This window comes from Nocardia sp. NPDC002869, assembly GCF_046764065.1.
Lineage (GTDB): Bacteria > Actinomycetota > Actinomycetes > Mycobacteriales > Mycobacteriaceae > Nocardia > Nocardia rhamnosiphila.
In genome coordinates this window covers 1-13,048 of the sequence record NZ_JBKOOL010000004.1, presented here as the reverse complement: position 1 = coordinate 13,048, position 13,048 = coordinate 1, and the positions used below count along the sequence as shown (strand labels likewise).

Annotated in this window: 9 protein-coding genes; 2 read left to right on the top strand and 7 right to left on the bottom strand. The window is 66.8% G+C overall.

All coding sequences use genetic code 11. From position 1 onward, the window contains the following. Positions 1 to 43 precede the first annotated feature (43 nt). On the bottom strand, positions 44 to 1,180 hold the full coding sequence (locus tag ACLML9_RS01070) for a Fic family protein (RefSeq protein WP_411943679.1): 1,137 nt from the start codon (positions 1,178 to 1,180) through the stop codon (positions 44 to 46). A 137-nt stretch (positions 1,181 to 1,317) separates the two neighbouring features. Beyond that, complete coding sequence (locus ACLML9_RS01065) at positions 1,318 to 1,629, bottom strand: hypothetical protein (protein ID WP_411943678.1); 312 nt, start codon at positions 1,627 to 1,629, stop codon at positions 1,318 to 1,320. Positions 1,630 to 1,811: 182 nt separating this feature from the next. Between ACLML9_RS01065 and ACLML9_RS01060 the strand changes: the two genes are divergently transcribed. Continuing rightward, a complete protein-coding gene (locus ACLML9_RS01060) occupies positions 1,812 to 2,963 on the top strand; it encodes a helix-turn-helix domain-containing protein (RefSeq protein WP_411943677.1) in 1,152 nt (383 codons plus the stop codon). 282 nt (positions 2,964 to 3,245) lie between these two features. Here the strand turns inward: ACLML9_RS01060 and narI are convergent, their stop codons facing one another. The 5 genes from narI to ACLML9_RS01035 all read right to left on the bottom strand — a co-directional run bounded on the left by narI (position 3,246) and on the right by ACLML9_RS01035 (position 11,433). Further along, the gene (narI, locus tag ACLML9_RS01055; protein ID WP_411943676.1) at positions 3,246 to 4,010 is read right to left on the bottom strand and encodes a respiratory nitrate reductase subunit gamma; all 765 of its coding nucleotides are present in this window, start codon (positions 4,008 to 4,010) and stop codon (positions 3,246 to 3,248) included. Then, positions 4,007 to 4,696 (bottom strand): nitrate reductase molybdenum cofactor assembly chaperone, encoded by a 690-nt coding sequence (gene narJ / locus ACLML9_RS01050; protein ID WP_411943675.1) that lies wholly within the window; start codon positions 4,694 to 4,696, stop codon positions 4,007 to 4,009. The genes narI and narJ overlap by 4 nt, the downstream gene beginning before the upstream one ends. Continuing rightward, entirely contained in the window at positions 4,696 to 6,372 is a 1,677-nt protein-coding gene (gene narH, locus ACLML9_RS01045; RefSeq protein ID WP_411943674.1) for a nitrate reductase subunit beta, read from the bottom strand. The genes narJ and narH overlap by 1 nt, the downstream gene beginning before the upstream one ends. Then, on the bottom strand, positions 6,372 to 10,061 hold the full coding sequence (locus ACLML9_RS01040) for a nitrate reductase subunit alpha (RefSeq protein WP_411943673.1): 3,690 nt from the start codon (positions 10,059 to 10,061) through the stop codon (positions 6,372 to 6,374). Before ACLML9_RS01040 ends, narH begins: the two co-directional genes overlap by 1 nt. 133 nt (positions 10,062 to 10,194) lie before the next feature. Continuing rightward, positions 10,195 to 11,433, bottom strand: coding sequence for an MFS transporter (locus ACLML9_RS01035; RefSeq protein WP_411943672.1), 1,239 nt, complete (start codon positions 11,431 to 11,433; stop codon positions 10,195 to 10,197). A 276-nt stretch (positions 11,434 to 11,709) separates the two neighbouring features. Here ACLML9_RS01035 and ACLML9_RS01030 point away from each other — a divergent pair, with 276 nt between their 5' ends. Then, the gene (locus tag ACLML9_RS01030; RefSeq protein WP_411943671.1) at positions 11,710 to 12,456 is read left to right on the top strand and encodes an RluA family pseudouridine synthase; all 747 of its coding nucleotides are present in this window, start codon (positions 11,710 to 11,712) and stop codon (positions 12,454 to 12,456) included. The last annotated feature ends 592 nt before the right edge of the window (positions 12,457 to 13,048 follow it).

The following is a 13,048-nucleotide window of genomic DNA, read 5'->3' as shown; positions in this document are numbered from 1 at the left end:
AATTCGCGCTCGGACCCACGGGCCGGCGGTCGGCAGGAAACGACTACATGCGGTAGGGGTTCCGCAGTGTCGTCGGCGTATGCGCCACCTCGGAAACCTTCTCGGGGAACCGAGCACCGGCGACATAGAACCGGGCGCGAGTCCGTCCCACCGGTTCCAGGATCTGCCGGCGCACCAGTTCACGCAGGTCCCGCTGGGCCTGCTGAACACTCAAACTCTCGCTCTGTTCGTAGCGGCTCCGGCGCACTCGGCCTGCCATCGCGACGTCGTGCAACGCGGTGACGAGCCGCTCGTCGAGCGACTCGGCGGCGGCGAACTCCAGCAAGCGTTCCCATACCCGTCCGGACCGGACGAAACGCGCATGCACAGTCTGCGCCTGCTGGTGATAGGCGATCAGATTGAACCGGATCCACTCCGACACATCCTGGTCGGGAAGGTACTCGCTACCCCGGCGTCCCAGCACCTGGTAGTACTCCCACGTGTTGCCCGGTCGCCCGAGCCATGCCTCGATCGAAGAGAACTCCGGAGCGAGCACCCCTTCCCGCGCGATCATCAGCGTCTGTAGCGAGCGCGACATCCGGCCGTTCCCGTCGGCCCAGGGATGTATGGACACCAGATGCAGGTGGGCCATCGCGGCGCGAACGAGCGGATGGGTGCCGTCCGCGGTCTCGAGCCACTCCACCAACTCCGCCATGAGCGCGGGCACCGCATCGGCCTCCGGCGCGGTGTACGCGGCGATGCTCGGGTCGCGGGCATCGGTCACATAGACCGGGCCCCGCCGCCACTGCCCCGCCGGCTTACGCGGAGAATGCCGATGCCCCTGCAGCATCCAGTGCAGCGCGTTGAGCATCCCCTTGCTGTAGGCGAAATCCTCTACATCGTGCAGGGTCTGGATGTAGGTCATCATCTGCTCATAGGCGAGCGTCTCGGCGCGGTTCTCCTCGGAGATATCGACGTCATGTTCCCCGGCGAGCAGGTCCTCGACGTCGATGGTGGCTACTTTGAAACCCTCGATTGCATTCGATGCCGCCACAGCGTCGGCAGTGAGGAATTCACGCAATCGATCCAACCGCTTCGCCGGGACTTCCGGCAGATGATCCCGGAGTTCGGCGCGCATCCGGTCGATCTCGGACAGCAGCCGCTCGTCAGCGCCGGACAGTGCCGGGGTCGGGAACAACATATGCGCGCCCGATATAGGCTCCGAGAAAAGGCACACGTGACTCCGTCCCTTGGCTCATCCCCGGTCAGTTGGCCAATACACCGCCCATACGAGTACCACCACCGGAAGACCTACCGCCACCATCCACCCGAGCCCGGTCACCGGCCCGTCCTTACCGGCGACCACCGCGCGAAGGACAACCGGGGCAGGACCGTCTCCACGTCGGCAACGTCCATGACCCGATTCAGCTCCAACGGATCGAGGTGAACCGGGGCAGGCAGTATCACCACATCCGCACCGGTGTTACGTGCTTGTTCGGCCACCGGCAGCGCCGACTGGACGTCCGGCCAGACGATGCAGTAGCCGAGCCGCCGCGCGAGTCGCTCGACCTGCGCACGGTCCCATCCGGGTGCAGCACTCGCATCGTCATCTACCCATCCGAACGCGATCGGCGTTATATGTCGCCGCATGACGGTTCCCCTGACCTTGTGTAAACGTGGAATGCACCCGCCGCCGGGGACCTTGCAACCTTCGGCGATCGACCTGGCGGCGGGGCCGAAAAAGACGTTATGCGCAGCCTTTTCGATTCGTAAGCACCTTGCCGTCCACAACCGTCTACAACGGAGGTCTCTGCCCAGCTACCGTGGATTTCATGCACCCTGATGGGGAGAACATCACTGGTGAACAGCTGCGTGCCGCACGTACAGCCGCCGGGCTGAGCCTGGCCGCCCTGGCCGCGCGTACGCACTACAGCAAGGCGCTCCTGGGGATGCTGGAGACCGGGCAGCGCCAAGTCAGACCCGAACACATCACCGCCTATTCCGACGCGGTGGGGTTCGGATCGGCGCTGTTCGTGGAACCGGCTGATGGAGAAAAGGCAGCGGCGGAATGGGTTCGGCGGGCCGCCGCATCGGATATCGGGGACGACACCCTGGAACATCTGGAACTGGCCGTGGACGATCTGGCGGCGGCCTACCCGACAACCCCACCCGCCGAACTTCTCTGCCGTATCCGTCGGCATCTCGGCTTCGCGGGAAGGCTTATGGACAGCAGGAAAACCCTGGCGCAGCACCGCCGATTGCTGGTCACGGTCGGTTGGTTGTCTCTGCTGGCCAGCACATGTCATATCGACCTCGGCGAAGTCTCCGCCGCGGCTGCCCGGGGACACCTGGCGTGGAAGTTGGCAGACGAAGCGGGACACCGGGAAATTGCCGCGTGGTGTCTGGAGACCCGCGCTTGGAACCAACTGACGGACGGTAGGTTCGCCGAGGCGGCCGAACTGTCCCGCGCCGCTCAATCCATGGCGCCGGTGGACAGTTCCGCATTCATTCAAGCCACGGCTCAGGAGGGTCGCGCACTGGCCCGGATCGGGGACCGTGGCGGCACCTACATTGCGCTACGCAAGGTCGCCCGGCTGGTATCCGGACTGAGCACGCCCGACAGGCCGGAACATCATTTCCGGTACGACCCGGCCAAGTCGGACGCTTACGTGGCCACCACGCTCGCGTGGCTCGGTGATCCGGCGGCAGAGCCGTACGCCCGGCATGTTCTCGCCGACCTCACATCTGCCCCGACCACCAGACCACGCCGCATCGCTTCAGCGAACCTGGACCTCGGCCTCGCACTGATCGCCGCCGACAAGCCCGACGAAGCGGCACACGTCGCATTGGCGGCCGTGGAATCCCGACGCCTGGTGCCGTCGAACTACTGGCGTGTGTACGAAGTCGTCTCGGAGATCGCGGACCGGAACGCGCCGGACGCGACCGTTGTACGTGAAGCGTTCCACGATATCTATCGGGCGTAACGGACGACTATTGACCAGCTCGGCCGCGGTCATTCCGAAGGAATCATGTCTGCTCGCGCCGAGCCCGGCCGCAACACCGACCGGGTCCATCCGGGCGCCCGTACCAACTCTGGGCTATTGCACTGGTCCCCTGACGCCGCGAAGCACCCGGTTTCTTCGACTGTGCCGGCGTGATGTGGAATCGGTCATTCCGTGGCCTCATCGGCAAGGATTTCGTCGACGCGATCCGCCAAGGTGGGATCGCCGCCGCGAACCGGCGCAGGCATGGTGGCTCGGAACGCCCTACTGAATCCGTTCCCACCCCCGGCGCTCCGGCCGCGACCCCAGCTCCCGGTCCCGGCTGCGATAGACGATGTAGGGCCTGGTCAGGTACCCGATCGGCATCGAGAACACATGGACCAGCCGGGTGAACGGCCAGAATGCGAACAGTAACCAGGCGGCGATCACGTGGAGCCGGAAACCGAGGGGTGCGGCCAGGATCAAGTCGGTATCAGGGCGGAAGGAGAGGATGGAGCGGAACCAGGGGGAGACCGTCTCCCGGTAGTCGTGCGGGTGGTTGTTCGCATTGTTGACCAGCGTGGTGCCGAAGCCCAGCAGCAGCGTGCCGAGCAGCAGTACGTACATGACCTTGTCATTGCGGGTGGTCACGGAGAAGACGGGTCCGGTGGTGCGGCGGCGGTATATCAGGATGGCCGCACCGGCGAGGGTGGCGAGACCGGCCACGATCCCGAGACTGGCGGAGGCCATGTGGTACACCGAATCACTGACGCCGACGGCCTCGGTCCAACCCTCGGGAACCAGCAGGCCGACGATATGGCCCACGATCACCAGCAGGATTCCGTAGTGGAACAGTGGACTGCCCAGGCGCAGTAGTCGATTCTCGTACAGCTGGGAGGAACGGGTGGTCCAGCCGAATTTGTCGTAGCGGTAGCGCCAGTAGTGACCCGCCAGGAAGATCGCGATGGAGGCGTAGGGCAGGGCGACCCACAGCAGGATGTCGAACGCGGTGAGGTTTTCGCCGGGGGCAGCGAGGAGCGTGTGGTTCATCGGCACACCTCGGTGACGCCGGAGGCGCTCCTGGGCGCCGGTGGCACAACCGGATCGGGGAGGTACTGCGGCGGGGCGAAGGGCGCCAGACCGACGGCTTCCTCCGGTGGGCCCGCGGCGATGAGCCGGGCGACGGCGTCCTGTTCGGAACCGGCGAGAGCGGGGAGGGTGGCGGTGATCGATTCGAGGACGTCGGCCCAGGGCGAACCGGCGTCCCGCAGGCCCCGGCGCATCACCTCGAGACCGGCTCGATATTCGGTGAGCAGCCGCAACCCGGTCTCGTCGTTATCGGCCGCGGCGAATTCCAGCACCACGGAGAGGTGGTCGGGCAGTTCCTCCTCGGAGAGTTTCAGCCCGGCCTCGCGATAGGCCTGCTTGAAGCGCAACAGAGCGACGCCGCGTTTGCGGGTGTCGCCGTAGGCGAAGTAGGTGAGGTAGGGGCTGAACCGCTTGCGGTGGTCGAAGGTCGCCACATAGTCGGCGGCGAGTTCGAAAACCGAACGGGTCCGGACATGGCCGAGGAAGCGGGTGAGCGGGGCGCCGACCGGCGGGGGCAGGGTCGCCGTCACGGTGCTCAGCAGGTCGAGCCTGCGGCGCAGGGAGTCGTCCGGATAGCCGAGCAGCAGCGACTGCACCTGCCAGGCGGCGGCCCGGGTAACCGGATCCAGCGTCTTCGCCGTTTTCATCACCGCACCCCCGGCTCGTCGGATTCCGGCTCGTCGCCGTTCGGCGGGAAGAGGCCGTCGGGGGCTTTGCCGTCCCAGTTGAGCAGATTCACCCGGCCGCGGCCGCCGACACCGGTCGCGGCGTCCGCGGTCTGCCGGTTGCGCAGCATCCGGAAGTTCTCCACGGCGATGGGCGAGACTCCGCCCGAATTCTCGCCGAAGGGGCCGGAATCGGTCATTCCCGGACCGCCCTCGTAATCGAGGCTGCATTCGGTGGCGAGTTCTTCCAGCCCGTGCGCCGATTCGGTGTGCGCGGGCGGGATCACATAGCGCTCGTCATATTTGGCCAGGGCCAGCAGGCGAAACATATCGTAGATTTGTTCACCCGACATACCGACCGCCTCGGCGATACGCTCCTGTGGTTCCCGGCCCAGATTGATATCGCGCATATAGCTGCGCATGGCGGCCAGCCGACGCAGGATCGCGGTCACCGGTCCGGGATCGCCCGCGGTGAACAACTGCGCGAGATAGTCCACCGGAATTCGCAATGCCTCGATCGCGGCGAAGAGATTGCCGTGATCCTCGGCGTCGTGGCCGGTATCGCGCACGATATCGACCACCGGCGACAGCGGCGGAATGTACCACACCATGGGCATGGTGCGGTATTCCGGATGCAGGGGCAGCGCGACCTTGTAGGTGTTGATCAGCGCATAGATCGGCGACCGGTCGGCGGCCTCCACCCAGTCCCACGGAATACCCGCGCGTTCGGCCTCGCGCCGCACCTCGGGGTCGGCGGGGTCGAGGAACACCTCCCGTTGCGCTTCGTAAAGGCCGTGTTCGTCCGGGGTGGCCGCGGCCTCCAGCACTTTGTCGGCGTCGTAGAGAACCAGCCCGATATAGCGCAGCCGGCCCACGCAGGTCTCGGCGCAGACGGTCGGCAATCCGACCTCCACCCGCGGGAAGCAGAAGGTGCACTTCTCGGCCTTCCCGGTGCGGTGGTTGAAATAGACCTTCTTGTACGGGCAGCCCGATACGCACATCCGCCAGCCCCGGCACCGGTCCTGGTCCACCAGGACAATGCCGTCCTCGCTGCGTTTGTAGATCGCGCCCGAGGGACACGAGGCGGCACAGGACGGATTCAGGCAGTGTTCGCAGATCCGCGGCAGATAGAACATGAAGGTCTGCTCGAATTCGAAACGCACCTGTTCGGAAAGTTTGCGCAGCAGCGGATCGCGGTGGCCGTATTCCGGTGCGCCGCCGAGATCGTCATCCCAGTTCGCCGACCATTCGATTTTCGTATCCCGTCCGGTGATCAGCGATTTCGGCCGGGCGACCGGAGTGTGCCGCTGGGCCGGCGCGGTGGTCAGATTCTCGTAGTCGTAGGTCCAGGGTTCGTAGTAATCGCTCAGGGCGGGCAGGATGGGATTGCTGAAGATGGTGAACAATTTGTGTAGCCGGCCGCCGCCTTTGAGTTGTAGCCTGCCCCGGTAGTTCAGCTCCCAGCCGCCGCGCCACCGATCCTGATCCTCGTAGGTGCGCGGATAACCCTGTCCCGGTCGGGTCTCCACATTGTTGAACCACACGTATTCCACGCCCGACCGGTTCGTCCACGCCTGTTTGCAGGTGACCGAACAGGTATGGCAGCCGATACATTTGTCGAGGTTCATCACCATCGCCATCTGCGCCATCACCCGCATTAATAGCTCACCTCCTGGCTGCGACGACGGATCACGGTCACCTCGTCGCGTTGATTACCGGTGGGTCCGAGATAGTTGAACGCGAAACTGAGCTGGGCGTAGCCGCCGATGAGATGGCTGGGTTTGATCAGCAGCCGGGTCAGCGAATTGTCGACACCGCCGCGATGCCCGGAGGTCTCGCTGATCGGCACATCGATGAGCCGGTCCTGCGCGTGGTACATGTACACGGTCCCGGCGGGCATGCGGTGTGAGACCACCGCCCGGGCCACCACCACACCGTTGCGGTTGACCGCCTCGACCCATTCGTTGTCTGCCACCCCGATGGTCGCCGCGTCCGCGGGCGCCATCCAGATGGTGGGCCCGCCGCGCGAAAGGCTCAGCATGAACATGTTGTCCTGGTATTCGGAATGGATGGACCATTTGCTGTGCGGGGTGAGATAGCGGACGGTGACACCCAACTCCCCCGTCGAACCGAGCACGGGTTCGCCGAACAGCGCGGCCATATTCAGCGGCGGCCGGTATACCGGCAGTCCCTCACCGAGTTCGGTCATCCAGTCGTGATCGAGATAGAAATGCTGGCGGCCGGTGAGTGTATGCCAGGGTTTGCGGCGTTCGATATTGATGGTGAACGGCGAATACCGGCGACCCCCGGTTTCCGACCCCGACCATTCCGGTGAGGTGATCACCGGCACCGGAGCGGCCTGGGTATCGGCGAAGGTGATCTGTTTGCCCTCGTGCTCGGCGGCCAGATCGGCCAGCCGCATTCCGGTGCGCTGTTCGAGAGTGCGGAAACCCGCGGTGGCCAGGCGGCCGTTGGTGGTACCCGACAGCGCCAGGATCGCCTCGCACGCCTGGATATCGCGCTGCAACGACGGCCGCCCGTCGGCCGGTCCGCCGCGGATCACGCCGTTCTTGTGCCGCAGATACTCGACCTCCGGCCCGAAATCGAAGGTGACCCCTTTGGTGGTGCCGCCGAGTTTCTCGGCCAGCGGTCCCAGCGCGTTCATTTTCGCCGCGATCGCGCCGTAATCACGCTCGACCACCACCAGTTTCGGCAGGGTGACCCCGGGGACCGGTTCCACATCGCCGGTTTTCCAGTCCGCGACCCGGCCGTGCGGGGTGGCCAGTTCGTCCGGGGTGTCGTGCAACAGCGGCACCGCCACCACATCCTTGCGGACCCCGAGCCGCGGACCGGCGAGTTCGCTGAACTTCTCGGCGATCGCCCGGAAGGCGTCCCAATCGGTGCGGGTCTGCCAGGGCGGTGCGATGGCGGGATTGAACGAGTGCACGAACGGATGCATATCGGTGGTGTTGAGATCGTGCTTCTCGTACCAGGTCGCGGCGGGCAGCACGATATCGGAGAACAGGGTGGTGCTGGTCATCCGGAAATCCAGGGTCAGCAGCAGGTCGAGTTTGCCGCGCGGCGCGTCCGGCCGCCACACCACATCACGCGGTCGCGCGCCGGCCGGAGTGGGTTTGGCGCGCAACGACGATTCGGTGCCCAGCAGATGTTCGAGAAAGTACTCGTTGCCCTTGGCCGAGGAACCGAGCGGGTTGGCCCGCCACACACTCAGTATTCGCGGAAAGTTCTCCGGGACGTCGGGGTCCTCGCAGGCGAAACGCATCCGTCCCGAACGCAGTTCGGAGACCACGTATCCCGCCACCGAGCCGCCCTCGGCCGCGGCGGAATCGGCCAGTTCCAGTGGGTTGCGGTCGAAGGTCGGATACGACGGCATCCAGCCCAGCCGCGCGGATTGCGCGATCACATCGGCGGTGCTCATCCCCGCCAGCCGTCCGGCGCCCGGGCTGACCGACAGTTTGTCGGCACCGAACCAGTCGTAACGGAACTGGTCGGAATGCAGGTACCAGAAGGCGGTCTGGATCATCTGCCGGGGCGGTCGCGACCAGTCGAGGGCCGAGGCCAGCTGGGTCCATCCGGTGACCGGCCGGCATTTCTCCTGACCCACATAGTGCGCCCAGCCACCGCCGTTCACGCCCTGGCATCCGGTGAGGGTGGTCAGGGTGAGGAATGCGCGGTAGATCGTGTCGGAGTGGAACCAGTGGTTGGTCCCGGCGCCCATGATGATCATCGAGCGGCCGTGGCTCTCCTCGGCATTGGCCGCGAACTCACGCGCGATCCGCAGGACCGCCGCGGCCGGGACACCGGTGATCGTTTCCTGCCAGGCCGGGGTGTAGGGGTGGGAGAAATCGTCGTAGTCGGCGGGCCAGGCCCCGGGCAGGCCGTCCCGGTACACCCCGTACTGGGCCAGCATCAGGTCGAACACCGTGGTGACCAGATGGCCGTTCACCCGCCGCACCGGTACGCCCCGCCGGATCGTCGTGTCGTCACCGGCCGCGGTGTCGAACCGGGGCAGCAGCACGGGTACCGCCGTCTCGCCGAACAGTGTCAGCCGGGGCACCACACCCTCGAGATCGAGATTCCAGTTCCCCACCCCGGCTTCGCCGTAGCGGTGACCGATCGAACCGTTCGGGACCACCGGGCGGCCGTCCGCGTCGAGCACCACCGTTTTGAACGCGGCATTCTCCACCCCGGCGTGCTCGTCGAGGTCGGCGGCGGTCAGGAACTTGCCCGGGGCGTAGCCGCCGTCGGTCTCCTCCAGCCGGACCAGAAACGGCAGATCGGTGAACTGGCGCACATAGCTCGTGAAATACGGCACCTCGCGTTCCACGAAGAACTCGCGCAGCACCACCTGCCCCATCGCCATGGCCAGCGCGCCGTCGGTACCGGGATGCGGGGCCAGCCATTCGTCGGCGAACTTCACATTGTCGGCGTAGTCCGGGGACACCGCGACCACCTTCTGCCCGCGATAGCGGGCCTCGGCCATCCAGTGCGCGTCCGGCGTCCGGGTCACCGGCAGATTCGACCCCCACATGATCAGATAGCCCGCGTCCCACCAGTCCCCCGATTCCGGGACATCGGTCTGGTCGCCGAACACCTGCGGCGAGGCCACCGGCAGATCCGCGTACCAGTCGTAGAAGGACAGCATCGTCCCGCCCACCAGCGAGACGAATCGAGACCCGGAGGCGTGCGACACCATGGACATGGCCGGAATCGGCGAGAACCCCGCGATCCGGTCCGGGCCGTACCGGGCGATGGTGTACACGTGCGCGGCGGCGATCATCTCGGTCGCCTCGTCCCACGTGGCCCGCACCAGCCCGCCTTTGCCGCGCGCGGATTTGTACCGTCGCGCCGAATCCGGGTCCTCGACAATCGTTTCCCAGGCGGTCACCGGATCTCCGGTGGCGGCCTTCGCGGCGCGATACATCTCCAGCAGCACAGCCCGCACATACGGGTAGCGCACCCGGGTCGGCGAGTACGTGTACCAGGAGAACGCGGCCCCACGCGGACAACCGCGCGGCTCGTATTCGGGTTTGTCGGGGCCCACCGACGGATAGTCGGTCTGCTGGGTCTCCCAGGTGATGATCCCGTCCTTGACATAGATCTTCCAGGAACACGACCCGGTGCAGTTCACGCCGTGCGTGGAACGCACCACCTTGTCGTGACTCCAGCGGTCCCGATAGAACTCGTCCGCCTGCCGTCCGCCCGCCTCGAACATCGAACGCCGGTCCGGGGAGATCTGCGCACGGGTGAAGAACCGCCGGGCACCCACCAGCGCATCGGTCAGTTCGTCGTCGAGCCCCGCTCGCCCCGAGCCGCGGTGCGTCATGAAACCTCCCTGGAAGTGTGTACATACGGTCCGTGGAAGGCGAAGCATCGGCGGAGGTACCGCCTCATGGAAACTCCTTCGCAACGGGTACAGACGTCGGCGGAGACCACAGGGAAGGCGGAGGTACCGCCACTCATGTGTGATTCCGCTCCACTTGGTGGCGCACCACGATCAGCGTGAACAGCAACGCGACCAGGGCCACCACCGCCAGTGCCAGCAGACCCGGGCCGTAGTCGGCGGTCGCCTCGTAGACGGCGCCCATCACCAGCGGCGGCACGAAGCCGCCCAGCCCACCGGCGGCCCCCACGAAACCGGTGACCGCCCCGACCTTGCCCGGGGGCGCGATCAGGGCGACCAGCGCGAAGGTGGCGCCGCTACCGGCGCCGAGCGCGGCGGCGAGCACCAGGAATGCGAGGGTGCCGATCGGCGCCAGGCCCGGGGTCGTGGCCTGCACCGAGGCGGCGATCACGACGGCACACAGCGTGGCGGCGAGGACCGTCGGCGCGTCGAACCGATCCGCCAGCCAACCGCCGACCGGCCGCATGACCACCGCGAGCAGCACGAACCCGGCCATACGGTTGGCCGCGTCGGTCTGGGACAGGTCGTAGGCGGTGCGCAGATAAGAGGGCAGGTAGACGGAGAAGGCCACGAAGCCGCCGAAGGAGACGGCGTAGAGCACCGCAGCCGACCAGGTAGCGGGCAGTCGCACGGTCTGGTTCAGCCGGGCGGTGACGGATTCGGTGGGCGGGGTGTGGCCGGGTGCGTCACGCAGCAGATACCAGGCGACGCTCGCGTAGATCACCAGCGCGAGCGCGCACAGCAGGAACGGTGTGGCGGTATTGCCCGCGTCCACCAGACGGACCGTGGTCAGAGCGCTGATCACGGTCCCGCCCATACCCATCCCGTACACACCGATCGCCAGCCCCTGCTTCTCGGGCGGGAACCAGGCGCTCACGAACGGCACCCCGACCGCGAACACCGTGCCGCCGATACCGAGGAAGAAACCGCCGATCAGCAGGGCTGCCAACGCGGAATGCCCGACCAGGCCCAGGAACAGCACGGGTAGCACCGTGATCAGCGAAACCACCGGGAACATCAGGCGCCCGCCGTAGCGGTCGGCCAGCGCACCGATCGGGATCCGGCCCAGCGAACCCACGATCACCGGAACGGCCACCACCAGCGACTCCTGGAAGGAATCCAGCCCGAGGTCGTCGCGGAACCGCGGCGCCAGCGGGCTCAGCAGTGCCCACGCCCAGAAATTGAGCGCGAAACCCACCGTGGCCAGGATCAGCATCAGGTTGCGCCCGCCGGTCACGGTACGGTCGCCGGCCATCGCTCGGCCGGGATTCAGCGGGGTCGAAGAGGCCACCATCACTCCTGGGGAGATCGGTCCGGCTAGCTCTCGCGCCCGGTGGACACCTGGTCCAACCGCTCGACGGGCGATTCGGTCATCGAACGCGGCCGGGAAGGCCGGGCCCTCCCGAACCGCCGTTATCGCGATATCACTGACTCACGGCCGTACTGTCGCCATTGTGCCCGCTACGGGCCCGACTCCCGGCTCACCTGAGATTCCCGGAGTTTCGTTGATATCACCGGCCCGCCGGAACCTGCCCGACCACCGCCCGCATCCGGCTCCTACGCTCGACCGGTGGATATCGACTGGCCCGAGCTGCGCGCCCGCAGCCTGCTCCTCGAGGACGAGGCGGTCCTGGCCCTGAACAAACCGGCCGGGATATCGGTCACCGGAGAACGCCACGATATCGATATCGTGGATGCCGCCGAGGCGCGCGGCGAGAAGCTGTACCCGGTCCACCGGATCGACAAGGTGACCTCGGGTCTCATCCTGTTCGCCCGGGAATTGTCCGCCCACGGCCCACTGACCCGCCAGTTCAACAAGCAGACCGCCGAAAAGGTCTACCTGGCGATCGTCGACGCCGGTGCCGCCGAACTCCCCGGCACCGGGATCATCGATCTTCCGCTCGGCGTGGGCCGCAAGAACCGCGTCCGGGTCGCCGCCCCGCGCGAAACGATCCGGCGCGTCGGCGACCGCTGGTCCGTCGCCGACACGGATCTGCTGAACACCAAGAACTACCCCTCGACCACCGAGTTCACCGTCCTCGCCCGGCACCCCGAACACACCGTCGTAGCGCTGCGTCCGATCACCGGCCGCCGCCACCAGCTACGCGTACACCTGGCCTGGATCGGCCACCACATCCTGGGCGATCCCCTGTTCGACCGCTCCGGCACGATCCCGCGCGCCCATCTGCACTCCTGGCGCCTCGGCCTGGCCGCCGACTGGCGCCCCGACGGCAGACTGGAGCTGGAGGCCCCACCCGGCGCCGACTTCTGGTCACCACTCCCCGGCCCGCCGCCCGCCCTGCCCGGGCCTCGGTGAACCCCGAATAGTGTGCGGCCGACGCCGGGCCATCGGGCACGCCTCGACATGTCGCCGGCCGAGGCCGAAGAGTTTTTCGGCGCCGTGCTCACACCTGACGAACCGAGCACCGTTGCCGGATCGCCCGGACCGGGTTTCGGCCGTGGTCCCCGACACCCGGCTGCGATCGCTGCCCGGTTCGCGGGCGGACTTTTCCTTTCCGGCGCTGCCGCGGCGGACACCCGAGGTGTTCCCGTCCACCTGAATTGCACCGGTCCCGGATTCGCGAGCGGACTTTTCCTTTCCGGCCCTGCTTCGGCGGAACCGTGGCGTTCCCGGCCGTGCCCGACTCGCAGCGGTCCCGGCCACATCCCGCAGCACCCCACCCCGTGGTGTCCTCCCTCATACCCGCACCATTTGCACTGGCCAACTCCCCTAAGCTGGTCGAAGGACCCAGCACCGGACGGGACCCCACGGTCGACGAACCCAGCGCCGGACCGGGGCACCCAGCGGTGTCGAAACCGGGACCCCACGCGGTGTCGAGTCTTACGAGACACCTCAAAGGGTTGAGGCCCGTCTCGCCGTTTCGGCCTCGAAAGCGCATGAGCCGAAG